Here is a 26,681-nt window from a genome sequence, read left to right as displayed (position 1 = left end):
TCCCTAGATTAACGATGAGACAAAGCCGGGTCGTGATGAACCTTGGCCGCTTGCCCGGCCGCAGGCTTGACCCACAGCAGGTAGGCCACGACCAGCAGCACGATCCATACGGCGCCGACCAACAAGGCGGCCTGGGTGTCCGGGAAGTAACCCAGCACACCAAACACGAACAGCATGAAGACGATGGCGGCGGCCGGCGCATACGGCCAGAACGGCACCGGGAATTTCAGTTCGGCGACCTGCTCCGCTGTCATGGAGCGGCGCATGGCGACCTGGGTGAACAGGATCATCAGCCACACCCACACCGTGGCGAAGGTGGCAATCGAGGCGATCAGCAGGAACACGTTTTCCGGGATCAGGTAGTTGAGCACCACGCCGCCCAGCAGCGCTGCGCCCATCACCACCACGGTCATCCATGGCACGCCGTGCCTGGACAACTGCGCAAACCCCTTGGGTGCCTGCCCTTGCTGGGCCAGCCCGTACATCATGCGGCCGGCGCCGAAGATGTCGCTGTTGATGGCCGATACGGCCGCCGAGATCACCACGATATTGAGAATGGTCGCGGCCGAGCCGATGCCGAGGTTGCTGAAGATCTGCACGAACGGGCTGCCCTGGCTGCCGATCTGCGGCCACGGGTAGATGGCCATCAGCACGAACAACGTCAGCACGTAGAACAACAGGATGCGCAGCGGCACGGCATTGATCGCCTTGGGGATCACACGTTGCGGGTCCTTGGCTTCACCGGCGGTGATGCCGATGATTTCGATGCCGCCAAACGCAAACATCACCACCGCGAACGAGGCGATCAGGCCGCCGACGCCGTTGGGCATGAAGCCGCCGTGGGCCCACAGGTTGCTGAGGCCACTCGCTTGGGTTTCACCCGCCGAGTGGATGCCGAACAGCATGATGCCGAAACCGCCAAGGATCATCGCGACGATGGCGCCAACCTTGAGCAGCGACAGCCAGAACTCCATTTCGCCAAACACTTTGACGTTGCACAGGTTCAGGCCGCCGATCAAAAAAACAATGCCGAGCACCCAGACCCAACGCGCGACGTCGGGAAACCAGAAGCCCATGTAGATGCCGAAGGCAGTGACGTCAGCCAGGCAGACGATGATCATTTCAAACGCGTAGGTCCAGCCGAGGATGAAGCCGGCCATGGGGCCCAGGTAGGTGCTGGCGTACTGGCCGAACGAGCCCGCCACCGGGTTGTGCACAGCCATCTCGCCGAGGGCGCGCATTACCATGAACACGGCGGCACCGCCGATCAGGTAGGCCAGCAGCACGGCCGGGCCGGCCATCTGGATGGCGGAGGCGGAGCCGTAGAACAGCCCGGTGCCGATCGCGGAACCGAGTGCCATGAAGCGAATATGTCGGGCGCTGAGCCCGCGTTTCAAACCCTTTTCTTGCTGGAGCATTTCTCGTCCCTAATTATTCTTATCCTGAGAAAAATTCAGAGCCTGACGCCCATCACTGTAGGAGCTGGCTTGCCAGCGATGGCGGCGTGTCAGATAGACCGCTATCGCCGGCAAGCCGGCTCCTACAGGAGTTGTTGCGCCTTACAGGCTTGGCAGCAACTTGGCCGGCACCAGCTCATTCAGGCAGCGGCTGGCGAGCAGTTCGCTGGCGGCGTTGATGTCCGGGGCGAAGAAACGGTCCTTCTCATAGAACGCCACTTTGTCGCGCAGGATGCCGCGCGCTTTCTCAAGCTTGGCCGAGGTCTTGAGACCGTCACGCAGATCCAGGCCCTGGCACGCGGCCAGCCACTCGACCGCCAACACACCACGGGTGTTTTCAGCCATTTCCCACAGGCGCTTGCCCGCCGCCGGGGCCATGGACACGTGGTCTTCCTGGTTAGCGGACGTCGGCAGGCTATCCACACTGTGCGGGTGGGCCAGCGCCTTGTTCTCACTGGCAAGCGCAGCAGCGGTCACCTGGGCGATCATGAAGCCGGAGTTCACCCCGCCATTGCCCACCAGGAACGGCGGCAGTTGCGACATGTGCTTGTCCATCATCAGCGAGATACGGCGCTCGCTCAGCGAACCGATTTCGGCGATGGCCAGGGCCATGTTGTCAGCGGCCATGGCCACGGGTTCGGCGTGGAAGTTACCACCGGAGATCACGTCGCCTTCGGCGGCAAACACCAGTGGGTTATCCGACACGGCGTTGGCTTCGACCACCAGCACTTCAGCGGCCTGGCGGAACTGGGTCAGGCACGCGCCCATGACTTGTGGCTGGCAACGCAGGGAGTACGGGTCTTGCACCTTGTCGCAGTTCTGGTGCGACTGGGACACCTGGCTGCTTTCACCGAGCAGGTCGCGATAGGCTGCCGCTGCATCGATCTGCCCACGCTGACCACGCGCAGCATGAATGCGTGCGTCGAACGGCGAGCGCGAACCCAGCACCGCTTCCACAGTGAGCGCGCCGCACGCCAGGGCGCCGGCGAACAGGTCTTCGCCTTCGAACAGGCCGCGCAGTGCGTAAGCGGTGGACACCTGGGTGCCGTTGAGCAGCGCCAGGCCTTCTTTGGCGGCGAGAGTCAGCGGCGTAAGGCCGGCGACTTTCAGCGCGTCGGTGGCTTCCAGCCATTCGCCTTTGTGGCGCGCCTTGCCTTCGCCCAGCAGCACCAGGGACATGTGCGCCAAGGGCGCGAGGTCACCGGAGGCACCGACCGAACCTTTGAGTGGAATGTGCGGGTATACCTCGGCGTTGATCAGCGCGATCAGCGCGTCGATCACTTGGCGGCGGATCCCGGAGAACCCACGGCTGAGGCTGTTGACCTTGAGCACCATGACCAGCCGCACCAGCGCATCGCTGATCGGCTCACCGACGCCGGCGGCGTGGGACAGCACCAGAGAACGCTGGAGGTTTTCCAGGTCTTCGCTGGCGATGCGGGTCGAGGCCAGCAGGCCGAAACCGGTGTTGATGCCGTAGGCGGTGCGGTTCTCGGCGAGAATCTGCTCCACGCAGGCCACACTGGCGTCGATCTGCGCCGTGGCGCTGTCATCCAGACTGAGGGTTACCGGCTGCTGGTAGATGGCCCGCAGTTGGGCGAGGCTCAGTTGGCCTGGAATCAGGTTTAGCGCAGTCACATTCATGCTCCTTTTGAGAGTGTTGTTAACTACCAGTCGCTCCGGATGCTTCCGTTATCCGCCGCGGCCCTCTTTTAGAGCGACACGCGGCTTGGCACGCTGGTTATTGTTGGAAAAACTTCAGTGCAAATTCGGCAAGGTGCGCTGCAGCAGAGCGGCGTCCTTGAGCAAGGCGGCGGTGGTGGCGATGTCCGGCGCGAGCCAACGGTCCTGTTCATAGGCCGGCACCCCTTCACGCAGCAATCGCCAGGCGCTGTCGGTGCCGGCGCCGAAACGCTGGTCCTTCAAGAACTCAAACGCCTGGGCCGCCAGCAGGTACTCGATGGCGAGGATCTGGGTCACGTTGGCCAACACCTGGTGCAGCTTGAGCGCGGCATTGGTGCCCATGCTCAGGTGGTCTTCCTGCAGGCCCGAGGTGACGAAGTTGTCGAGCACAGCCGGTTGCGCCAGCTGGCGGTTTTGCCCGCACAGGGAGGCGGCGACGTACTGCACGATCATCATCCCGGAGTTGACCCCCGGGTTGCTCACCAGGAACGCCGGCAAGCCGCTGACGTGCGGGTTGATCAAGCGGTCCAGGCGGCGTTCGGCCACGGAACCGATCTCGGCCATGGCGATGGCGAGCATGTCGGCGGCCAGTGCCACGGACTGCCCGTGGGGGTTGGCCTGGGACATTACGCGGTAGTTGTCCGGAGTGCCGAGCACCAGCGGGTTGTCGGTGGCGCTGTTGAGTTCGGTCTCGATCTGGCGGGTGGCGTGCTCGACCTGGTCGCGCGCGGCGCCGTGAATCTGCGGGATCGAACGGATGCTCAAGGCGTCCTGGGTGCGTATGCCTTTGCTGCTGGCGATCACTTCGCTGCCGTCGAGCAAGGCGCGCAGGTTGATGCCCACTTGCTGCATGCCCGGGTGTGGCTTGAGCGCGATAATTTCTTCATCAAAGGCGTCGATCTGCCCGCGCTGGGCTTCAAAACTCATGGCACCGATCACATCGGCCCATTGCAGCAGGTGGTGGGCATCGGCCAGGGCCAGGCAGCTCAGGCCGGTCATGCACGGTGTACCGTTGACCAGGCACAGGCCGTCTTTGGCGCCGAGCACCACCGGGTGCAAACCTTCTGCGCTTAATGCCTCTTGCGCCGAAACGATCTTGCCCCGGTAACTCACATCACCGACGCCCAGCAAGGCCACGCCGACATGGGCCATGTGGGTCAGGTAACCCACCGACCCCTGGGACGGTACTTGTGGTGTGATGCCGTGGTTGAGCAGCGCCAGCAGCGAATGCACCACCTGCGGATGCAGGCCGGATTTGCCGTGGCTATAGTTGATGATGGCAGCGCAGATGATCGCGCGGGTCTGCTCGTCGCTGAGCACCGGACCGACGCCGCAGGCGTGGCTCAGCAGCGTATTGCGCGACATTTGGCTGAGCTGCTCGCCCTTGAGCGACACATTGCACAGCGCGCCCAGGCCGGTGTTCACGCCGTAGGCGCGTTCGCCGCTGGTGACGATGCGCTGCACGATGGCTTGTGCGTTATCGATGCGTGCCCAGGCCTGGCCCGAGAGTTCGAGGATCGCGCCGTGACGGGCCACGGCGACCACGTCCTGCCAGCGCAATGGCGTGTCCGCGATGATGATTTTTGTTGGCTGGGACATCTTCATACCTTCTCTAATGCTTATGCAGCCTTACCGGCCTCTTCGCGAGCAAGCCCGCTCCCACAGGGGGAATGCATTCCAAATGTGGGAGCGGGCTTGCTCGCGAAGGGGCCAGCCAGCTCACCATAAGATCCGGGTCAGACCACCGCCGCCCGCCGCTGTACGAACCGGTCCACATACTCATCCGCCGGCGAATGCAGGATCTCGCGGGGCGTGCCGACCTGGATCAGCTTGCCGTCCTTGAGGATCGCAATGCGGTTGCCGATGCGCACGGCCTCGTCGAGGTCGTGGGTGATGAACACGATGGTCTTGTGCAGGGTCTTTTGCAGCTCCAGCAACTGGTCCTGCATCTCGGCGCGGATCAGCGGGTCGAGGGCGCTGAACGCTTCGTCCATCAGGATGATGTCGGTGTCGGCCGCCAATGCGCGGGCCAGGCCAACGCGCTGGCGCATGCCGCCAGAGAGCTGGTGCGGGTATTTGTTTTCGTAGCCTTTGAGGCCCACGGTTTCGATCCAGTGCAGGGCGCGTTCGGCACACACCTGCTTGGTTTCGCCACGCACCTTCAGGCCGTAGGCGACGTTGTCGAGCACGCTCTTGTGGGGCAACAGGCCGAAGCTCTGGAACACCATGCTGATCTTGTGCCGACGGAATTGGCGCAGGGCTTCCATGTCCAGTTGCAGGATGTCTTCGCCGTCCACCAGGATCGCGCCGCTGGTAGGATCGATCAGGCGGTTGAAGTGGCGCACCAGCGTGGATTTGCCGGAACCCGACAGGCCCATGATCACGAAGATCTCACCGGTGCCGATGCTCAGGGACAAGTCGTTCACGCCGACCACGCAGCCGGTCTCGGCCAGCACCTGGTCCTTGGTCTTGCCTTGGCCGATCAGCGACAGCGCGTCCTTGGAACGGGCGCCGAAGATCTTGAAGACGTTTTTAACTTCAATTTTGCTGACAGTAGTCATTTGCTCGCCTCATGCCGTGGACGACCATAGGCCTGGGTAATGCGGTCGATGACCACTGCGAGAATCACAATCGCCAGCCCGGCTTCGAGGCCGCGACCGACGTTGAGGGTCTGGATGCCGACCAGCACGTCTTCACCCAAGCCACGGGCACCGATCATCGAGGCGATCACCACCATCGACAGCGCCATCATGGTGGTCTGGTTGATACCGGCCATGATGCTCGGCAACGCCAGCGGCAGTTGTACGCCGAACAGTTGCTGCCAGCGGTTGGCACCGAAGGCGTTGATGGCTTCCATGACTTCGCCGTCGACCTGGCGAATGCCCAAGTCGGTCAGGCGAATCAGCGGCGGCGCAGCGTAGATCACCGTGGCGAAGATCGCCGGGACCTTGCCCAGGCCGAACAGCATCAATACCGGGATCAGGTACACGAAACTCGGCATGGTCTGCATGATGTCGAGCAACGGCATCAGCACCGAACGCAGGCGATTGCTGCGCGCCGACAGAATGCCCAGCGGGATGCCGATCAGCACCGAGATCACCGTGGCGACCATCATCAAGGCCAGGGTCTGCATCAGTTTGTCCCACAGGCCGACCGCGCCCACCAGGAACAGCAAACCGACGATCACCGCCGTGGTCACCACCTTACGGGTGGCGTGCCAGGCAACGCCGGCAACGATGGCCAGCATCAGCCACCACGGCGCTGCGCGCAGCAAGCCTTCCAGGTTGACGATGGCCCACAGCAGGGTGTCGGAGATGTGCCGGAACACATCGCCGTAGTTGGTGACCAGTGAATCCACCCAACCGTTGACCCAGTCGGCAATGGAAAACGTAAAACTCTCAGGAAACATATCGTGCTCTCGATCCAGTGGGTTGTGGCCAAGTGCCCGGCCAGCCCCTCAGGGTAGCCGGGCACACTTGACCTACAAGGCCGCGTCGATTTTCTTGGCTGCGTCGTCGCTCACCCATGCGTGCCAGACTTCAGGATGTTCCTTGAGGAAAATTTTCGCCAGTTTTGGCGATTCAATTCGCTCTTTGGCCATGCGACCGAGGTTCTGGTTCAGCAGGTCGATAGGCAGGTTGACCTTTTCCAGCACGGCCACCAGCTCTGGCGCCTGCTCGTGGAAGGTCTTGGACAGACCGACCTTGATGCTCACGCTTTTATCCACGCCGGGTTTTTCTTCCAGCTTGACCAGGTCGACCTGGCCCATCAGCGGTGTCGGCGACCAGTAGTAGAACAGGATCGGCTCGCCACGCTTGTAGCTCGACAGCACCGCCGCATCCAGCGCCGGGCCGGTGCCTGGACGGAAGTTGGTGTAGGAATTTTCCAAGCCATAGCTTTTCAGCATTTCGCTGTTGTCCAGCTCGCAGGTCCAGCCGGCCGGGCAGTTGTAGAAACGCCCCTTGGACGGCTCTTCCTGGTCCTTGAACACCGAGGCGTATTTGGCCAGGTCGGCGATGTTTTTCAGGTCCGGCGCCTTGGGTTCCAGCTTGCGCTTGGCATCGCCTTCGATCACATAGCGCGGCACGTACCAGCCTTCGATGGCACCCACCACCGGCGCACCAACGCCGACAACTTTGCCGGCCTTCTCGGCCTTGTTCCAGACTTCACTGCGGCCCACCCATTCTTCGGCGAAGATCTGGATGTCGTTGCTGCTCAGGGCGTTTTCCATGGTGATGGAGTTGCCCGGCAGGCTGTCGGTTTTGCAGTCGTAGCCTTTTTCCAGCACGGTTTGCAGGATGTCGGTGAGCAACATGCCGCTTTCCCAGTTAAGGCCGGCGAACTTCACCGGCTTGCCGGATTCGCACCAGCCGGCCGCCTGGGCGCCAGCACTGGCCAACACGCCCGCAGAGAACACAGTGGCCAACAGGGTTTTATTCATCTTCATTGTTGTGACGCTCCCAATCTTGAAATGGATTACGGCAGTCAGTAGGCATCCTGCCCTGTCCACGTCCCATCAGGCTTGTACCGCCAGCCCGTTTGTCGTCGTTGGTGCAGCGCCCTGCTCTGCTGGCAGGATCAGGTGTTCAGGAGTTGCGCTGTGCCACTTTTTGGCGGCCCAGTAATACAGTGCAGCGGGCACCACCAAACCGATGATCCAGGAGATATCGGTGTCACCGAGGCTGGCGACGAGGGGGCCGGTGTAGAAGTGCGTCGAGATGAACGGCATCTGGATCAGCACGCCGAACACATAGATGCTGATGCCCATCAGGTTCCAGCGGCCGTAGCGACCGTTGGGATTGGACAACGCAGGAATGTCATAGCGCTCTTTGGTGATGCAGTAGAAGTCCACCAGGTTGATCGCACTCCAGGGCGTGAAAAACGCCAGCAGGAACAGGATGAACGCGGAGAAATCCTTGAGGAATGAGTCTTTTCCCAAAAGTGCCAGCGCGGCGGCAATCGAGACCATCAGGAAGATGTACAGCAGGCGTACCGCACTCGAGATGTGCCGGCTGCCACGAAAACCGCTGATGATCGTCGCGATGGACATGAAGCTGCCGTAGGCATTGAGGGTGGTCACGGTGACCTTGCCGAAGGCGATGCTGAAATACAGCAGCGCCGCGACAATGCCGGTGCCGCCCAGGCCGACGATAAACGAGACTTCGTGGTGGGCGAATTGCGCGCCGGCCAGGGCCGCCGCGAACACACCAAACACCATCGACGCCTGCGCCCCGATCACCGACCCCAGACCAACGGCCCAGAAGGTTTTCGACGCGCTGGTGCTGCGCGGCAAATAGCGCGAGTAGTCCGCCACATACGGGCCGAACGCGATCTGCCAGGACGCCGACAACGAAATCGCCAACAGGAAACTGCTCAGGGAAAAGTGCTTGTTGCCCAGCAACGCAGCCACGTCGTTACCCGCCAACAGTTTGTAGAACAGGTACACGAACGCAATCACGCCGAGCACACTGGCCACGCGGCCAATGCCGTGGATGACGCGGTAGCCGAAAATGGTGAACACCATGATCAGCCCGGCAAACAACACGATGCCGACCCAGTCTTCCACGTGCAGCAACTGCGCCACCGCCTGCCCCGCCAGCAACGAGCCGCTGGCCGAGAAGCCGATGTACATCAGGCACACCAGCACCAGCGGGATCACCGCCCCATACACACCAAACTGCACACGGCTGGAAATCATCTGCGGCAAGCCCAGTTGCGGGCCTTGTGCCGCATGCAACGCCATCACGCCACCGCCCAGCAGTTGGCCGATCAGCAGACCGATCAACGACCAGAACACATCACCGCCCAGCACCACAGCCAGGGCCCCGGTGACAATCGCGGTGATCTGCAGGTTGGCACCCAGCCACAGGGTGAACTGGCTCAATAGACGACCATGTCTTTCCGCTTCCGGGATGTAGTCGATCGAGCGCCTTTCGATCAACGGGGTGGTGTCATTTGCAGCCATGTTGTTCAACCTCTGATGGATTGTTTTTGTGTGCATTGCTGTTCTGTGGGAGCTGGCTTTTGTAGGAGCTGGCTTGCCTGCGATGCAGGCGACTCGGTCTGTCAGTCAAACCGAGGTGATGCCATCGCAGGCAAGCCAGCTCCCACACAAGCCCGCTCCCACATTGAGTTACTTGATCATTGGGAGGTTGAGGCCCTGTTCTTTGGCGCAATCGATCGCAATCTGGTAGCCGGCGTCTGCGTGGCGCATCACACCGGTGGCCGGGTCGTTGTGCAGCACGCGGGCGATACGCTCAGCGGCTTCGTCGGTACCGTCGCAGACGATCACCATGCCGGAGTGCTGGGAGAAGCCCATGCCGACGCCGCCACCGTGGTGCAGCGACACCCAGGTCGCGCCGCTGGCGGTGTTGAGCAGGGCATTGAGCAGTGGCCAGTCGGACACGGCGTCGGAACCGTCCTGCATGGCTTCGGTTTCGCGGTTCGGGCTGGAGACCGAACCGGAGTCGAGGTGGTCACGGCCGATCACCACCGGCGCCGACAGCTCGCCGCGGCGTACCATTTCGTTGAATGCCAGGCCCAGCTTGGCGCGCTGGCCCAGACCGACCCAGCAGATACGCGCCGGCAGGCCCTGGAAGCTGATTCGCTCGCGCGCCATGTCCAGCCAGTTGTGCAGGTGGGCGTCGTCCGGGATCAGCTCTTTGACCTTGGCGTCGGTCTTGTAGATGTCTTGCGGGTCGCCCGACAGCGCCGCCCAACGGAACGGGCCGATACCACGGCAGAACAGTGGGCGGATGTAGGCCGGTACGAAACCCGGGAAGTCGAAGGCGTTTTCCACGCCTTCTTCCTGGGCCATCTGGCGGATATTGTTGCCGTAGTCGAAGGTCGGGATGCCTTGTTTCTGGAATTCCAGCATGGCTTTGACGTGCACGGCCATCGACTGCTTGGCGGCCTTGATCACGGCAGCCGGTTCGGTCTTGGCGCGGGCGCGGTATTCGTCCCAGGTCCAGCCGGCTGGCAGGTAGCCGTTGAGTGGGTCGTGGGCACTGGTCTGGTCGGTGACCATGTCTGGGCGCACGCCGCGCTTGACCAGTTCCGGCAGGATCTCCGCCGCGTTACCCAGCAGGGCGATGGAGATGGCCTTGCCTTCCTTGGTGTATTTGGCGATGCGGGCCAAAGCGTCGTCGAGGTCGGTGGCTTGTTCGTCGACATAACGGCTGTTCAGACGGAAGTCGATGCTGACCTGTTGGCATTCAATGTTCAGCGAGCAGGCGCCGGCCAAAGTAGCGGCCAGAGGCTGGGCGCCGCCCATGCCGCCGAGGCCGGCGGTGAGGACCCAGCGGCCGGTCAGGTCGCTGTTGTAGTGTTGGCGGCCGGCTTCGACGAAGGTTTCGTAAGTGCCTTGGACGATGCCCTGGCTGCCGATGTAGATCCAGCTGCCGGCGGTCATCTGGCCGTACATGGCCAGGCCCTTGGCATCCAGTTCGTTGAAGTGTTCCCAGCTGGCCCAGTGCGGCACCAGGTTGGAGTTGGCGATCAGTACGCGCGGCGCGTTGCTGTGGGTCTTGAACACGCCAACCGGCTTGCCGGACTGCACCAGCAGTGTCTCGTCGTCGTTCAGGTTAGTGAGGCTCTCGACGATCTGGTCGTAGCACTCCCAGTTGCGCGCGGCACGGCCGATACCGCCGTACACCACCAATTCTTTCGGGTTCTCGGCCACTTGCGGGTCGAGGTTGTTCATCAGCATGCGCAGCGGCGCTTCAGTCAGCCAGCTTTTGGCAGTGAGCTTGTTACCGTGGGCGGCACGGATTTCGACGTCACGGTATTTTGTAGGCTTGGTCACAACAAGAACTCCTCGGCGATCGATGCGCGAACATGGATGGTGCGAAGGAGAGTCTTACGCACACATCTTTACTTGTACATACAAGCATATGCAATCAAGCGGCCAACTTGGCGAGGGGGTTGTCGAGATTTTTTTGGAAAGCACGCGCAAGCCTTGGAAATTAAGGCTTCGGGGCTTGATGAAATTTCTTACGGAGGATTTTTACAGCGAGAGAGGTTTAGCGCGTTGGCGTGGTTTTGCGCCACGCTGGGGCATTCGGTAACAAATTGGTGCGGGGTCTGGAAACAGTTTTTATCAGCACCACAAAACAACTGTAGGAGCCGGCTTGCCGGCGATGGCGGTGTGTCAGATACACCGCTATCGCCGGCGAGCCGGCTCCTACAGGGTTATTCGTGCGGGGTCAGTTCGATGATGCAACTGCGGCCGGCTACGGAGATATCCAGCAGGCCAGTGCTACCGTCCACTTGCAGGCAGTCGTGGTGACCGAGCTTGTGGTCCAGCACCTTCACTTCATCCGCCACACTGAACACCAGCACGGTCTGCGCGGTCGTGAAGAATTGCTGCACGCCGTCCACCCATTGCAACCGCGCGTGGTAACGCTGGGGCGAATAGATCAGGTTGAAGTCGCGAATCGGCCCGGTGATCAGGCGACAAGACACCTGGCTGTCACCTTTGAACGCGAACGGTTGCAGCGGTAACAAACCGCGCTGTTCCTCACCGTCGACCGTCAACACCATGCCTGCACCCTGGATCACGGTAATCACGCGCTGGTAACCGGCGAAGGTAGAGAACCCGCCCGACTCGCCAATGTCGGCAATCGACAGGCGCCAGCCGAAGCCATCGAGCCCTGCGCCGGCATCACGGGTGATTTCTTCGGTGCTGCCACCGCCGTTTTTCCACGGCATGCGCACGTAATCGGCGGCACGCCAGACTTTCACTGCACTCATTTACTGAAACGTCCTTCCAGGCTATGACGGGAACCGGGGTGGATCAAACGCGCGGCGGTCACCGGCTGGCGGCCCGACCAGGTGCGTCGGCGGATCAACAGGCACGGCTCGGTGGGCTCGATCTGCAGCAGCTTGCACTCGGCGGCGTCGGCCAGGATCGCCTCAACCACGTGCTCGCCTTCAGTGAGCGGTGCCACCTGGTTCAAATAGGCGTAAGGGGTTTGCTGGGTGAAATCCTGCTGCAGGTATTCCGGTGCGACCAGGGCGTTGACGAAACGGTCTTCGATTTGCACGGGAATGTCGTTTTCGAAGTGCACGATCAGCGAGTGGAATACGCGCCCGCCTTCACGCATCTCCAGGGCAACGGCGCGCTCGGAGCCGGCAGCCTCTTCGCCCAGGTGGATGACCTGGCAAGTGTGCCGATGCCCACGGGAGGCGATCTCATCGGCAATGTTGTGCACTTCAAACAGCGCTGACTGGCTTTTGGGCTCGGCGACGAATGTGCCCACGCCTTGCATGCGCACCAGCAACCCTTCGGCGGTGAGCTCGCGCAGGGCGCGGTTGATGGTCATGCGGCTGAAGCCCAGTTCGCTGACGAGTTCGCTCTCGGACGGCACGCGGTAATGGGGCGGCCAGTTGCCGGTGAGAATCTGCTGGCTGATCATCTGTTTGACGCGGGCATACAAGGGCGCCGGACTTTCGTCCATGTGGGCAGCCAGCGAAGAGTTGGCGGGCGGAGTCGGCACAGGGAATCCTTGCAGGTGGAAAAGATGCATAGATTGCCGGAGTTTACCGAGCAGGCAAACGTCTGTATATGTATATACAAATAAACACACGACCGGGGTGCCTTGATCATGTCCGCTTTCTTTGCCGAACGCGCGCTGCTGCCTAATGGATGGGCCAATGATGTACGTCTTGAAGTCAGCGCCGATGGCCTGCTGACAAAGGTTGAGGCCAATGCCAGTGCAGAGGGCGCTGAACGGCTGAGAGGCCCGGTTCTGGCGGGCATGCCGAACTTGCACTCTCATGCATTCCAGCGCGCCATGGCCGGTTTGGCCGAAGTGGCCGGCAACCCGAATGACAGTTTCTGGACCTGGCGCGACCTGATGTACCGCATGGTCGGCAAGATCAGCCCGGACCAATTGCAGGTCATCGCACGCCAGCTGTACATCGAGATGCTCAAGGCTGGCTACACCTCGGTCGCCGAGTTCCACTACGTACACCATGACGTCAGCGGCCAGCCCTACGCCGACCGCACCGAGCTGTCGCGCCAGATCAGCCTGGCGGCGGCCAGTAGCGGGATTGGCCTGACGCTGTTGCCGGTGCTTTATACACATTCCGGGTTTGGTGGCCAGGCGCCGAATGAAGGCCAGCGGCGCTTTATCAACAGCACCGAACACTACCTGGACCTGCAGACCCGCTTGAAGCCTATCCTCGCCGCACAGCCGGCCCAGCAGTTGGGCCTGTGCTTTCACTCCCTGCGCGCCGTCACGCCCCAGCAGATCAGCGACGTGCTGGCGGCCAGCGACAAAGCCTGCCCGGTGCATATCCACATCGCCGAACAGCAAAAGGAAGTCGACGACTGCCTGGCCTGGAGCGGCAAGCGACCTCTGCAGTGGCTGTATGACAACGTCGAGGTCGATGAGCGTTGGTGCCTGGTGCACGCCACCCATGCTGATGCCGACGAAGTGAAGCGCATGGCAGAGAGCCGTGCGATTGCCGGTTTGTGCCTGACGACTGAGGCCAACCTGGGGGACGGTATTTTCCCGGCCGTGGATTTCCTCGCCCAGGGCGGACGCATGGGTATCGGTTCCGACAGCCATGTCTCGCTGAGCGTGGTGGAAGAATTGCGTTGGCTGGAATACGGCCAGCGCCTGCGCGATCAGCGGCGCAACCGGTTGTATCGCAGTGATCAGCCGATGGTGGGGCGCACGCTGTTTGATGCTGCGCTGGACGGTGGCGCTCAAGCATTGGGGCAACCGATAGGTCGCCTGGAAGTGGGTAAACGTGCGGATTGGATTGTGTTGGACGGCAGTGATCCGTATCTGGCGACAGCCACAGAAGACGGGATTCTCAATCGCTGGTTGTTTGCCGGGGGTGATCGGCAGGTGCGGGATGTGCTGGTGAACGGCAAGTGGGTGGTGCGCGATGGGCATCATGCTGGTGAGGAAGACAGCAATCGCGCATTCACACAGGTGTTAAAGGACTTACTCGGTTAAAACTGTGGGAGCGGGCTTGCTCGCGAAAGCGGTGTGTCAGCCATTGCATCTGGTACTGATATACCGCGTTCGCGAGCAAGCCCGCTCCCACATTTATGATCGGCGGTGACCCAGGCTTATTGCGAGGTCTTGGCCATCTGTTTGTCCGACGTGCGCCAGATCAAACGTGTGGTGTCGTACCCCTGCTGCCGCGCCCTGCTCAGCAGGTCCTCGCGGGTGTCGGCATTCACGGTTGGCGTGCGCGACAGGATCCACATGTAGCGTCGGCTGGGGCTGCCCACAATCGCGGTCTTGTAGTCATCACTGACGTACAGCACCCAGTAGTCGCCCTTGGCGACGCCCGGCAGCAGCGACGTGAACCAGTTATTGAATTCCACCCAGAGCTTGTCGGTCTTGCCCGGTACTTGCGGCGTGGCCGTGCCTTTGGCTTCTTCCCACTTCCATTCGGTCGTCAGGCAGCGGTTGAACACCGACATGTCGCCATCGGGCAACAGCGTGTAACGGGCTTCGGACTGGGCGCAGTTGCGCTGGAAGTACATCGGCAATCGGGCCAACTCATACCAGGTGCCCTGGTAACGCTTGAGGTTGACGTTGCTCGCTGTCTTGGGTTGCAGATCGTCGCCAGAATGGCTGGCGCAGCCCGCCAAAAACAGGCTGGCACAAAGGTATAAAACAAAACGCATCATTCTTTTTCTCCCGCAGGCTCGCGCCCCGGTTTACTTCAGGCCTTGCCCGGAAAACATCAGAACTTTGTCACCGGCGTATTGCACGCTGATAAAGCTGTTTTTATCGCCCCACGTGCAGCTGGACATGCCCAGTGCGCCGGAACAATCGGTCGGCTTGCCCAGCAACGACTCCACCTCAGCCTTGGCCATGCCAGCCGACAGCTTCGCGTAATTTTCCTGATTGACCTTGCTGCAGGCGGCCAAAAGCACGCAAAAAGTCAGCAGGGCGAGACGGCGTAACGACATGGGATAACTCCTGGAGAGACGAAGCAGCGTGGGTATCTGCCAGAAGCTTAGAAGGGAAAAGGGGTGTCTGGTTCCCGATGAGCAAAAACAAAAAAAGCCCCGAAACGCTGAAACGTTTCGGGGCTTCTTCAAGGGTGATCCGGCTCACAACAACGCAGATGACCGGTCGCCGCCACTTACTGCTTGTGGTAGGCGGTCACGCGCTCAACTTCTTCCTTCGAACCCAGGAACACCGCCACACGCTGGTGCAGGCCCTCAGGCTGGATGTCGAGGATGCGCTGATGGCCGTCGGTGGACGCGCCACCCGCCTGCTCGACCAGGAAGGACATCGGGTTGGCTTCATACATCAAGCGCAGCTTGCCCGGCTTGGACGGCTCGCGGCTGTCGCGTGGGTACATGAACAGGCCACCACGGGTCAGGATACGGTGTACGTCAGCCACCATCGCAGCGACCCAGCGCATGTTGAAGTTCTTCTTCAACGGGCCTTCCTCGCCTTCCATCAACTCATTCACGTAGCGCTGTACCGGGGCTTCCCAGTGGCGCTGGTTGGACATGTTGATGGCAAATTCCTGGGTGGAGGCAGGAATGGAGATGTCTTCGTGGGTCAGCACGAAGCTGCCCATTTCACGGTCCAGGGTGAAGCCCTTGACGCCGTCGCCCAGGGTCAGTACCAGCATGGTCTGCGGGCCGTAGATCGCGTAGCCGGCCGCGACCTGCTCGGTGCCCGGCTGCAGGAAGGCCTTTTCGTTCAGGGCTTCGTTCTGGCTCAGGTACTCGTTCGGGCAACGCAGTACCGAGAAGATGGTGCCGACCGGTGCGTTGATGTCGATGTTGGACGAGCCGTCCAGTGGGTCGAATACCAACAGGTACGCGCCTTTCGGGTATTTGCCCGGGATCTGGTAGGCGTTGTCCATTTCTTCGGACGCCATGCCGGCCAGGTGACCGCCCCATTCGTTGGCTTCGAGCAGGATCTCGTTGGACAGCACGTCGAGTTTCTTCTGCACTTCGCCCTGCACGTTTTCAGTGCCCATGCTGCCCAGGACACCACCCAGTGCGCCTTTGGACACGGCGTGGCTGATTTCCTTGCAAGCACGCGCCACCACTTCGATAAGGAAGCGCAGATCGGCAGGCGTGTTGTTGCTGCGGGTCTGCTCAATCAAATAGCGACTCAAGGTAACGCGGGACATGTAAGGCTCCGGAGAATGGGGGGGCTAAAAACCCGCGCAGTTTAACGCGAGTCGGGGCTTATTTCCTCTCATCAGAGGATTTAACACCAATAGAGTTCACGGTTTGGCCACGGGCTTGCGCAACAGACTGTAGGCCATGCCTCCCAGCGCCGCCACGCCGAGCAGAAGTACAGCCCACAGGCCCAGCTTCTTCCAGTCGGCACCAACAGGGGGCGACACCGCTGCAACCGACGCACTGACCACCGCCTCGCCCACGGTCCTGGCCTGCCCCAGGGTCTTCAGGCGCTCGGCGCTGTAGTCGGGAATCAGAGTCGATAACGGCAGGTTCGCCGCCTTCACGGCGCCATTGCCCAGCGCCAAGGTGAACGGCGGCTCACCCCGCGCCAAAAACACCAGTTGCGTGGAGCGTACGGCAAAACGCACGGCCGGTGCGTCGACGCCCAGGCCACCGCCGCGCTCGTCGACCTGCAATTTGAGTTCGGTCACAGCCTGGCCCGGCAACGGCAACTCATCCTGCACCACCTCCTGGCCATTCTGGGCCAGGCGATACAGCAAGCCATTGCTCAGGGGTTGCCAGGCTTGGTTGGCTTCACGCCGCCCCGCCAGCGTCACCGGCGCCAGCGTGTTGGGCTGTTTCAACTCGATGCGCAGGCGCTCGACATTCAGCCCCGTCGGCAGTTGCCAGCTGTACTCCCCCGCCTTGAGCCGCGTGCCCGACAACGGCTGCGACCACACCAATGGCATTGGCAGGCTGCTGCGGGTAGCGCTGGTCAACTTGGCTGACGTCAGCAGCGGCGCGGCCTGCCCCTGCCAGACCAATCGCAGGTAACGCGCCGACTGCCCCGGCAAGCTGACGTCATGCTGCTCGACCCGTTCGTCGGCAAACGACAGGCGCGCCACCTGGCCATCGCCCCACGACTCCCAGTGTTGCAAATCATCGCTGGCTTCGATGCTGAAACGCTGGAACCCGTCCTGCTCCCGGCTCCAATCCAGGTTCAGTTGCTGCAACGGCGCCTTGATCGCACTGGCGTCCAACACCCAGCCGCGCAGCACCTGCTTGCCGGGCTTGGGCGCGGTGGCTGGCTTGATCTCCACCAGGGCACCCTCGGTAGTGGCCTTCATCACCACGCCCGGCAACGCCTGTTGGGTATCAGCGGCGTACAGCGGGAACCACTTCACGTCGGTCACCGCGCGACTTTCGGTGGGCTGCGACGATTGACGGGACAACGCATAGGCCTGGGGTTCACCCGCCGCGTTGAACACCCGCACATCACTGAGATCCGCCTGGCGCGCGCTCAACTGCACCGCCAGCGGCAGCTCCAGGCGATACCAGGGGCCGTTGCCGCTCACCGCCAGCGGCACATGCGTGGTGAAGTCGGCCGGCCCTTCCTGGGCAACTGCCGCCGCGCACGCCATCCATACCGCCAACCCGCCCAGACTCAACTTGCCCATCAAGAAGACGCTCCTTCGGTTTCAATCACAGGTTCGGCACGTTTAGGGGGCAGCGGCGCAAAGTAGCCCACCACCAGCAGCAACCCGCCCACGCCGATAAACGACACAATCCGCGCCAGGCCGCCCCGGTTGCTCAGCTCGACAAAGAACAGCTTGGCCACCACCAGCGCAATCAAGGCCGCGCCGATCAGCCACACTTCGCGACGATGACGCAGGTGGCCGCCGATCATCAGGCCGAGGGCGATCAGCGTCCACACGATCGACAGGCCCGCCTGCACCAGCATGGATTCGAGCAATGCATCCGCCTGGAACGGCACACCGCCCCAATGATGAGCGGTGCGCATCACCAGGGCCGTAAAGAACGCAAACAACGAAATACCGGCAACACCCTGGGCGATCAGTTCCACCCTCGGCCCGCGTTGCGGCGCCACGCTGCGTGACCACAGGTAAACGCCCAACAGCGCAAACAGCAGGCCCAGGTCCAGCGGGTTGAGCAACGGTACATAGGGCAGCGGCTTGGCCACGCCATCGCTGAACGTGTTTGCCAGCCAGAACCAGCCGAGCATCAACACCGCCAGCGGCAATGCCGCCAGCACACGGTATTCACGCGGGTACGCCGACACCGGCCATGGCCAGCTGCGTGGTGCGGCTGCCAGTACCAGGTACAGGCTTGGCAGGATCGCCCAGCCCAACCAGCGCCAGGCGTTGTATTCGGCCGACAGAGACAGCAGACCGTAACGCAACTCCAGCGCCAGCACGCCGATCAGCATCCAACAGCCCAACACATGGGCTACGCTCAGCACCTTGCCAGGCACGACGGCCGCCAGGCGACGCAGCGAAATGAAATGCACCGCAAACACGGCGAACCAGGCCAGCCAGCCGAACTGCGCAGCCGGGTGGTAGTAGGCATGGGCAGACACCAGCAACACCACGCCGGCAGCCGGCATCAGCAACGTGCACAGCATGCCCAGCGACGCCCAGCGCAGGCGCTCGGCCAGCAGTGCCCAGATCGCCACGCTGATCGCGGCGATACCCAGCAGGAACGCACCTTGCAGTGCCTGCGGGACAAACCGCAGCACTTCTCCGGTCAGCGCCAGCGTCCACCAGGCCGCGCCCCACACCAGCAGCAGGTCGGACAGCCGTTGCAGTTTCAGTACGTCAAACACCGGCGCATGGGGTTCGCGCTGCAGGCGCCAGGCGCCCACGAGCGCCGCCAGGCCCAGCACCATCGGCGTCCAGAAGCCACTGTGGGCCAGCGGGCGCAATCCTTCGCTAGTCAGCGGCCCCAGCAGTTGCGGCACCGACAGCAGGAACGAAGCACCGCCGACCACTTGCAGCAGCAAGCCGAATACAAAGCTGACGCGCTGTTGCAGGTACAGGCTCAGCCAGATGATCAACACCCCACTGGCCGCCCACACACCGCTGGCGCTTTCCCACGGCAGCACGAACAGCACCGCGAGATTGATCAGCACCAGCCCCGCCAGCAGCACCACTGACAGCCCGCGCAGCAAGCGCACATCACCGCGCACCATATCGTCACGCGCCGCCAGCAGCATGCCGCCAACCAATGCAAGGCCGATCAGCGATGCCGTCAGCAAACCGCCCCAGCCCGCACTGAACACCGCCGCCCCATCGCCGCCCTGCAAGCGCAACAGGAACAACGCGCCGCCCAGCAACTGCACGGCGAACGCAGTGAACAGGAAGGTGCGCGAGCCGATGCGCAAGCCGACAAACAGTGTCGCCAGGCCGGCGAGGGCCCAACTGATGGCCGTGCCTTGGGCCTGCAACAGCAACGGCGCCAGCAGGTAAAGGAAGCCCAGGCCCAGGCTCGCCAGCACCGGCAAGCCTTTGCGTTCCCACTCCGACGCCTGCTCGGTGGAGGCTTTGCGCAGTTGATCGAAACTGAACAGCAGCGCAGCGCCCAGTAGCAACGCGCCCAACGGCGCGCCGTCGAGCAGGCTGTGCTCCCCCATGCGCAACTCGCTGAGGAACGCCACCGCCGAGCCCAGTTGCAGCAACAAACCGAAGGCCCGCGCCAGCGGCCGCTGTTGGCGCACACCCAGCCACAGTATCCCGGCGCCCTCCACGGCCCATGCCGCAGCGGTCCAGCGCGCATCCAGGCCCAGGGGAATCGCCAGGCTGGCGAAGATCACGCCCAGAGCCAAGCAGGTCTCCGCCAGCAGCAACGCGCGCCCGCCACTGAGCATGCGAGCCAGGGCCATGTAGATAATGCCCAGGCCGAGGGCGCTGAACGCCGCCGCGAATTCCAGGTGCTGCACCAGCGCAAACTGCAAGCCAAAGCCCACCAGCGGCGGGCCGAACAGCATGCTGCCGTCGATATAGTCACCCTTGGCCGCCGACCAGCGCAGCAGGGCGCTACGGCTGTCGTCCTCAGGGGCGTCGCGCATCTCCAGCAACTTGCGCCGGGCGAACAGCAGGCCGATGGCCAGGTACATCAGGAAAAACAGGATCAGGAAGGGTTCGGTGCTCCACAACAACTCCGGCGTGTAAGAGCGCATGCCCCACGCAAAGCCGATGCCGAAGGTGCCGACAAAGCCGATCAGGTTGAGCAGGCGCCAGGCCTTGAACCAGGCGATGGCGAGGATGCCGGCGTTGAGCAGCGCGAAATAGCTGAACAACGCCACATGGTTACCGGCACCGGTAGAGGTGAGGATCGGCGCCGCAAAACCGCCCAACGCCGCCGCGCAGGCCAGGCCCAAGGCGTCCTGGGTAATCGCCAGGATCGCCGAGAACACCGTCACCGCCACCAGCAGGCCCAGCGCCGCCCCGGGGTCGATCAGCGGGTGCAGGCGCATCGCGGCAAACACCGTCAGGTACAGCACCGCGATCCCGGTGCCTTGCAGCATCAGCCCGTAATTACTGTTACGCAGGCGCAGCCACCAGCCCAAGCCCAGCAGGCCAACCGCGGCTGCGGCAACGCCGGCGTAACGCAGCTCGATCGGCACCACCATGCCTTCGGTGGCGTAGCGCAGCAGGAAAGCCAGGCCGAGGAACAACAGCACCACGCCAACCCGCAGCACGGTGTTGCCACCCAACAGCCAATTGCGCGCACCGCTGATGGCGCGCTCGATCAGGTTGGGACCACGGGGCGTCACGGGCTCAGCGGGACGTGGGGCGGGAGCAGGTGCCCAGACGTCATCCGGCAGCGGTTGGCTGGGCTCGGCAACCATCGCCACGGGCGCCAGTTCGGCGGGCAGCTCCCAGACAAGCTCAGGCGCCTCAGCGACAGGGGTGGGTTGAGGTTCGGGTTCAGGGGCGACGGGCTCGGCAGCAATACTGCTCGCCGGGGCAGGTACTTCCAGTTGCCGCAGGCGTTCGCCCAATGCGATCAGCGCCTTCTGCGTGGTTTCCAACTGACGTGCTTGCTGGTTAGCCTGGGACGACAGCATCGACAGGCGAATCGCCTGGCCGATCCCCAACCCCAGCAGCGCACCAAAACCGGCATCGGTGAACGACTCATCGAGTGTCCAGCCGAGTGCCAGGCCAATCAGCATGAAAATCCATTGCATGGTCGATATCCCTAAGCAGCCCGAAGCGGGCAAACCGAGGCCTAGTATATCGACGCGGAACCAATGTGGGAGGGAGACTTGTGTGGGAGCGGGCTTGCTCGCGAAAGCGGTGGGTCAGTAACAGATGAGTTGCCTGACACGCCGTCTTCGCGAGCAAGCCCGCTCCCACACAAGCCCGCTCCCACATTTCGGTATTGCGGTGGTCAGTCGAGGGCTTTCCAGATCTCGGTCGCGTATTCGCGAATGGTGCGGTCCGAGCTGAACCACCCCATCCGCGCCGTATTCAACACCGCCGAACGCCACCACGCCTTGGAGTCGTGCCAATGCGCTTCGACCCGTGCCTGGGCGTCCCAGTACGAATCGAAGTCGGCACACACCAGGAAACGGTCGTAATCGATCAGCCCGTCGATCAGGCCCACGTAGCGGCCCGGATCATCCGGCGAGAACACCCCGCCACGGATCGCCTGCAACACATCATTGAGGCGATGGGAGGCCGCGATGTCCGGCCCGGCATTGAACTCGCCGGCGTGCTTGCGCGCCTCCACTTGTTGAGCGCTCAGGCCGAAGATGAACATGTGTTCGGCACCGACGCGCTCGTGCATCTCCACGTTGGCGCCGTCCATGGTGCCGATGGTCAGCGCGCCGTTGAGGCCGAACTTCATGTTGCTGGTGCCCGAGGCCTCGAAGCCTGCGGTGGAGATCTGCTCCGACAAGTCGGCGGCGGGAATGATGCTCTCCGCCAGGCTGACGTTGTAGTTGGGCAGGAACACCACCTTGAGCAACCCGCGCACGGTCGGGTCGTTGTTAACGGTGCGCGCGATGTCGTTGGTCAGCTTGATGATCAACTTCGCCTGGTGATAACTGGCCGCGGCCTTGCCGGCGAAAATCTTCACCCGTGGCACCCAGTCGGTGCCGGGCTCGGCGCGGATGGCCTGGTACAGCGCCACGGTGTGCAGCAGGTTGAGCAGCTGGCGTTTGTACTCGTGGATACGCTTGACCTGCACGTCGAACATCGCCGCCGGGTTCACTGAGATGCCCAGGCGCTCGTGGATGATGTCTGCCAGGGCACGCTTGCTGTGCAGGCGCTGTTCGGCGAAGGCTTTGCGGAACGCCTGTTTCTCGGCGAACGGCTCCAGCTCCACCAGGCGTTGCTCGGGCTTGTCGAGGATGTCCGGGCCCAACGCTTCCACCAACATGTCGGTGAGCTTGGGGTTGGCCTGGTACAGCCAACGACGGAAGGTGATGCCGTTGGTTTTGTTGTTGATGCGCTCCGGGTACAGCTTGTGCAGTTCGGAGAACACCGTGCTGCGCATCAACTGGGTGTGCAAACCGGACACGCCGTTGACGCTATGGGAGCCAAGAAACGCCAGGTTGCCCATACGCACGCGGCGGCCGTTATCTTCTTCGATCAGCGACACGGCGCGCAGCACGTCAAAATCGTGGATGCCTTTGGCCCGCAGCGAGTCAATGTGCTGGGCGTTGATCAGGTAAATGATCTGCATGTGCCGCGGCAACATGCGCTCCATCAAGCCGACCGGCCAGGTTTCCAGGGCTTCGGGCAAGAGCGTGTGGTTGGTGTAGGAAAGGGTCTCAACGGTGACGTCCCACGCGGCTTCCCACGGGATGTCGTGCAGGTCCACCAGTTGGCGCATCAACTCGGCCACGGCGATGGACGGGTGGGTGTCGTTAAGCTGGATTGCGGCGTGCTCGCCCAGGCTCAGCACCGAGCCGTGCATGTTCTTGTGGCGGCGCAGCAGGTCTTGCAGGGAGGCGGCGACGAAAAAGTATTCCTGGCGCAGGCGCAGTTCCTGCCCTGCTTCGGTGCTGTCGGCCGGGTAAAGCACCCGGGAGATGCTTTCGGCACGGGCCACTTCGGCGACGGCGCCCAGGTGGTCACCGGCGTTGAAGCGCTCCAGGTGCAGGTCTTCCACGGCCCGGGCACGCCACAGGCGCAAGGTGTTGACGCTTGCGCCGCGCCAGCCGACCACCGGGGTGTCATAGGCCACCGCGCGCACGGTTTCGTTGGGCGTCCACACCTGGATCATCTTGCCCGAGGCATCGGCCTTGGTCTCGACACTGCCGCCAAAGCCGATCGGGTAGATCACTTCAGCCCGCTCGAACTCCCACGGGTTGCCGAAATCCAGCCAGCGCTCGGTCTGCTCTTGCTGCCAGCCATCAACAATCGCCTGGCGGAACAAACCATGCTCATAGCGAATGCCATAACCGTGGCCGGCAATGCCCAGGGTCGACATGCTTTCCATGAAGCACGCCGCCAGGCGGCCCAGCCCCCCGTTGCCGAGCGCCGCGTCGGGCTCCAGCAAGCGGATGCGCTCCAGGTCCACGCCCAGCTCGGACAGGGCGTCGCGTGCGATTTCCAGCACACCCAGGTTGCTCAGGCTGTCGTAGAGCAGGCGGCCAATCAGGAATTCCAGGGAAAGGTAATAAACCCGCTTCTGACCTTTGCGGTAGATATGCCGCGTATGGTTCATCCAGTGGTCGACCATCTGGTCGCGCGCGGCCAGGGCAATGGCTTCGAACCAGTCGTGGTCGAAGGCGTGATCCGGGTCCTTGCCCACCGCGTAGGTGAGTTTGGTCAAGACGGCATCGCGAAATGCGGCTACCTCTGCTTCTCGTGCAAGCGGTTCCTGAGACATCGGTGCGACCTCGGGCGAGATAGAAGGAGTGGCTAGAGCCTAGTCGGTCTGACAGACGGTAGACGCTCTGGTTCGGCACTTTTTTAACGCATTTACCTTTGGGGTTTTAGATGCAGGGCTCGTGCCCGATCACCGTTCACGCCGTCTTGCAGCGGAAATCCGCAAAATATTGTTCAAAAAACCACCAATCCCGGTATGATCGCGCGCCCGGATAACGCCCCACCTTGGAACCCTGATGAAGCCTCAACTGATCGCCGCCGCGGAACTCGACCGTCTCGAGACTTGGCAGAAATACTCCGCCCACATGTGTGGGGGCTGCGTGTCCAGCTGCTGCACGCTTCCGGTGGAAGTGAAGATCAAAGACCTGATCCGCATTGGCATCGTCGATGAGTTCGAGCGTGGTGACCCACCGAAGAACATCGCCAAGCGTTTGCAGAAGGAAGGCATCGTCGAGCGTTTCAATTCCAAGTCCGAGATCTTTACCCTGCAGCGCATGAGCAACAACGATTGCCTGTATCTGGATCGTAAGACGCGCTTCTGCACTATTTATGACAAGCGCCCGGACACATGCCGCAACCACCCGAAAATCGGGCCACGCCCGGGGTATTGCGCGTACAAGCCGAAGGAAGTGGTGCGCGAGACCAATTTGCGCACACTCGATAAATTCTGATCCAAAGCCAAACCTGTAGTGAGCGGGCTTGCCCCGCGCTGGGTGGCGAAGCCGCCCCAAGACCATGCGCCTCGGTCTGACTGAAACACCGAGGTGTCTGGATTTAGGGCGGCTTCGCCACCCAGCGCGGGGCAAGCGCGCTCACTACAAGAGCCCGCGGCGCAGAGAATCCAGGCACAAAAAAACGCCCCCGGCCTTTCGACCGGGGGCGTTTTTCATTCAGCCTGAGTTAACTCAGTTCTTGGCTTTCTTGGCAGCGCGGGTACGCTCGCCTTCGTCCAGGATCTTCTTACGCAGGCGGATCGACTTAGGCGTCACTTCGCACAGCTCGTCGTCCTGGATGAATTCCAGAGCCTGTTCCAGGGTGAAGCGAACAGGTGGAACCAGAGCGATGGTTTCGTCTTTACCCGAAGCACGCATGTTGTCGAGCTTCTTGCCTTTGGTTGGGTTGACGCCCATGTCGTTGTCACGGCTGTTCAGACCAACGATCTGACCGTTGTAGATCTCTTGACCGTGTTCAACGAACAGCTTGCCACGCGCCTGGAGGGTTTCCAGGGAGTAGGTCAGTGCCTTGCCGGTTTCTACCGATACCAGAACACCGTTCTGACGGCCGGACATGTCGCCGGACTTCATGGTGTCGTAGCGATCGAAGATCGAGGTCAGGATGCCAGCACCGTTGGTCAGGGTCAGGAACTGGTTACGGAAACCGATCAGACCACGAGCAGGGATGTTGTATTCCAGACGTACACGGCCTTTGCCATCCGGCACCATGTTGGTCAGGTCGCCTTTACGCAGACCCATCTCTTCCATCACCTTGCCCTGGGATTCTTCCGGGGTGTCGATAGTGACGTTTTCGAACGGTTCCTGCTTCACGCCATCAACTTGACGGATGATCACTTCTGGACGACCAACGCCCATTTCGAAGCCTTCGCGACGCATGGTTTCGATCAGTACCGAGAGGTGCAGCTCACCACGGCCGGAAACCTTGAACTTGTCAGCCGAGTCGCCTTCTTCAACGCGCAGAGCAACGTTGTACAGCAGCTCTTTGTCCAGACGCTCCTTGATGTTACGGGAGGTCACGAACTTGCCTTCTTTACCGCAGAAAGGCGAGTCGTTTACCTGGAAGGTCATGGAAACGGTTGGCTCGTCAACGGTCAGAGGCTTCATGGCCTCGACGGTGTCCGGGTGGCACAGGGTGTCGGAGATGAACAGCGAGTCCATACCGCTGATGCACACGATGTCGCCAGCAGCTGCTTCTTCAACGTCTACACGGTGCAGACCGTGGTGACCCATCAGCTTCAGGATACGACCGTTGCGCTTCTTGCCGTCAGCGCCGATAGCGACAACCGGGGTGTTCGGCTTGACGCGACCACGAGCGATACGGCCAACGCCGATAACACCCAGGAAGCTGTTGTAGTCCAGAGCGGAGATCTGCATCTGGAACGCGCCGTCACGGTCAACAGCCGGTGCTGGTACGTTGTCGACGATCGACTGGTACAGCGGGGTCATGTCTTCAGCCATGTCGGTGTGGTCCAGACCGGCAATGCCGTTCAGGGCCGAGGCGTAGACGACTTTGAAGTCCAGCTGTTCTTCGGTGGCACCCAGGTTGTCGAACAGGTCGAAGATCTGGTCCAGAACCCAGTCCGGACGCGCGCCTGGACGGTCAACCTTGTTGATGCACACGATCGGGCGCAGGCCGGCTTCGAACGCCTTCTTGGTCACGAAACGGGTTTGCGGCATAGGGCCGTCTTGAGCGTCAACCAGCAGCAGAACGGAGTCAACCATCGACATGACGCGTTCTACTTCGCCGCCGAAGTCGGCGTGGCCCGGGGTGTCCACGATGTTGATGTGGTAGCCGTTCCAGTTGATAGCGGTGTTTTTTGCCAGGATGGTAATACCGCGCTCTTTTTCCTGGTCGTTGGAGTCCATCACGCGCTCGTCGTTGAGCTCGTTGCGCTCCAGGGTGCCGGATTGACGCAGGAGTTTGTCTACCAGGGTGGTTTTACCATGGTCAACGTGAGCAATGATGGCGATGTTACGTAGATTTTCGATCACTTGTGTATCTCGATCAGAGGATTCGGTGTGCTGACAGGTCGTGGCAGCGATTAAC

19 protein-coding genes are annotated in these 26,681 nt (G+C 62.0%); 2 read left to right on the top strand and 17 right to left on the bottom strand.

Annotated features, from left to right (window positions below):
* Positions 1–8: 8 nt before the first annotated feature.
* From HX803_RS01090 to hutC, 10 genes are all read right to left on the bottom strand, one after another.
* Positions 9–1,418, bottom strand: coding sequence for an amino acid permease (locus HX803_RS01090; protein WP_178918563.1), 1,410 nt, complete (start codon positions 1,416–1,418; stop codon positions 9–11).
* A 141-nt stretch (positions 1,419–1,559) separates the two neighbouring features.
* Complete coding sequence (gene hutH / locus HX803_RS01085) at positions 1,560–3,098, bottom strand: histidine ammonia-lyase (protein ID WP_178918562.1); 1,539 nt, start codon at positions 3,096–3,098, stop codon at positions 1,560–1,562.
* A 114-nt stretch (positions 3,099–3,212) separates the two neighbouring features.
* A complete protein-coding gene (gene hutH / locus HX803_RS01080; protein ID WP_178918561.1) occupies positions 3,213–4,736 on the bottom strand; it encodes a histidine ammonia-lyase in 1,524 nt (507 codons plus the stop codon).
* Between the two features lie 137 nt (positions 4,737–4,873).
* Entirely contained in the window at positions 4,874–5,698 is an 825-nt protein-coding gene (locus HX803_RS01075) for a glycine betaine/L-proline ABC transporter ATP-binding protein (RefSeq protein ID WP_050572407.1), read from the bottom strand.
* A complete protein-coding gene (locus HX803_RS01070) occupies positions 5,695–6,546 on the bottom strand; it encodes a proline/glycine betaine ABC transporter permease (protein WP_178918560.1) in 852 nt (283 codons plus the stop codon). Before HX803_RS01070 ends, HX803_RS01075 begins: the two co-directional genes overlap by 4 nt.
* Positions 6,547–6,618: 72 nt before the next feature.
* Positions 6,619–7,584, bottom strand: coding sequence for an ABC transporter substrate-binding protein (locus HX803_RS01065; RefSeq protein WP_178918559.1), 966 nt, complete (start codon positions 7,582–7,584; stop codon positions 6,619–6,621).
* A 69-nt stretch (positions 7,585–7,653) separates the two neighbouring features.
* A complete protein-coding gene (locus HX803_RS01060) occupies positions 7,654–9,102 on the bottom strand; it encodes a cytosine permease (RefSeq protein WP_178918558.1) in 1,449 nt (482 codons plus the stop codon).
* A gap of 168 nt (positions 9,103–9,270) precedes the next feature.
* A complete protein-coding gene (gene hutU / locus HX803_RS01055) occupies positions 9,271–10,941 on the bottom strand; it encodes a urocanate hydratase (protein ID WP_178918557.1) in 1,671 nt (556 codons plus the stop codon).
* 386 nt (positions 10,942–11,327) lie between these two features.
* Positions 11,328–11,888 (bottom strand): HutD family protein, encoded by a 561-nt coding sequence (locus HX803_RS01050; protein ID WP_178918556.1) that lies wholly within the window; start codon positions 11,886–11,888, stop codon positions 11,328–11,330.
* On the bottom strand, positions 11,885–12,595 hold the full coding sequence (gene hutC, locus HX803_RS01045) for a histidine utilization repressor (protein WP_259172907.1): 711 nt from the start codon (positions 12,593–12,595) through the stop codon (positions 11,885–11,887). Before hutC ends, HX803_RS01050 begins: the two co-directional genes overlap by 4 nt.
* A gap of 147 nt (positions 12,596–12,742) precedes the next feature.
* On the opposite strand from hutC, the gene HX803_RS01040 reads away from it, so the two are divergent.
* Positions 12,743–14,107: a formimidoylglutamate deiminase gene (locus HX803_RS01040; protein ID WP_178918554.1), complete on the top strand. Its 1,365-nt coding sequence runs from the start codon at positions 12,743–12,745 to the stop codon at positions 14,105–14,107.
* A gap of 116 nt (positions 14,108–14,223) precedes the next feature.
* Here HX803_RS01040 and HX803_RS01035 read toward each other — a convergent pair whose 3' ends face one another.
* The 6 genes from HX803_RS01035 to HX803_RS01010 all read right to left on the bottom strand — a co-directional run bounded on the left by HX803_RS01035 (position 14,224) and on the right by HX803_RS01010 (position 23,901).
* The gene (locus HX803_RS01035) at positions 14,224–14,793 is read right to left on the bottom strand and encodes a lipocalin family protein (RefSeq protein ID WP_017734862.1); all 570 of its coding nucleotides are present in this window, start codon (positions 14,791–14,793) and stop codon (positions 14,224–14,226) included.
* 30 nt (positions 14,794–14,823) lie between these two features.
* Positions 14,824–15,078: a hypothetical protein gene (locus tag HX803_RS01030; RefSeq protein ID WP_105697716.1), complete on the bottom strand. Its 255-nt coding sequence runs from the start codon at positions 15,076–15,078 to the stop codon at positions 14,824–14,826.
* Between the two features lie 176 nt (positions 15,079–15,254).
* Complete coding sequence (locus tag HX803_RS01025; protein WP_060754592.1) at positions 15,255–16,265, bottom strand: class 1 fructose-bisphosphatase; 1,011 nt, start codon at positions 16,263–16,265, stop codon at positions 15,255–15,257.
* Positions 16,266–16,361: 96 nt separating this feature from the next.
* The gene (locus HX803_RS01020) at positions 16,362–17,717 is read right to left on the bottom strand and encodes a DUF3999 domain-containing protein (RefSeq protein WP_178918553.1); all 1,356 of its coding nucleotides are present in this window, start codon (positions 17,715–17,717) and stop codon (positions 16,362–16,364) included.
* The gene (locus HX803_RS01015; protein ID WP_178918552.1) at positions 17,717–21,247 is read right to left on the bottom strand and encodes a DUF2339 domain-containing protein; all 3,531 of its coding nucleotides are present in this window, start codon (positions 21,245–21,247) and stop codon (positions 17,717–17,719) included. The genes HX803_RS01020 and HX803_RS01015 overlap by 1 nt, the downstream gene beginning before the upstream one ends.
* Before the next feature lie 203 nt (positions 21,248–21,450).
* Complete coding sequence (locus tag HX803_RS01010; protein ID WP_176997274.1) at positions 21,451–23,901, bottom strand: glycogen/starch/alpha-glucan phosphorylase; 2,451 nt, start codon at positions 23,899–23,901, stop codon at positions 21,451–21,453.
* 235 nt (positions 23,902–24,136) lie between these two features.
* Between HX803_RS01010 and HX803_RS01005 the strand changes: the two genes are divergently transcribed.
* Positions 24,137–24,571, top strand: a complete 435-nt coding sequence (locus tag HX803_RS01005) for a YkgJ family cysteine cluster protein (RefSeq protein ID WP_176997275.1) — start codon at positions 24,137–24,139, stop codon at positions 24,569–24,571.
* Positions 24,572–24,805: 234 nt separating this feature from the next.
* On the opposite strand, the gene typA is transcribed toward HX803_RS01005, so the two are convergent.
* Complete coding sequence (typA, locus tag HX803_RS01000; RefSeq protein ID WP_176997276.1) at positions 24,806–26,626, bottom strand: translational GTPase TypA; 1,821 nt, start codon at positions 26,624–26,626, stop codon at positions 24,806–24,808.
* Positions 26,627–26,681: the final 55 nt, after the last annotated feature.

This window comes from Pseudomonas sp. P7548, assembly GCF_013386585.1.
Classification (GTDB): domain Bacteria; phylum Pseudomonadota; class Gammaproteobacteria; order Pseudomonadales; family Pseudomonadaceae; genus Aquipseudomonas.
The sequence above is the reverse complement of the archived record's forward strand: the minus strand, read 5'-3'. Positions and strand labels throughout refer to the sequence as shown.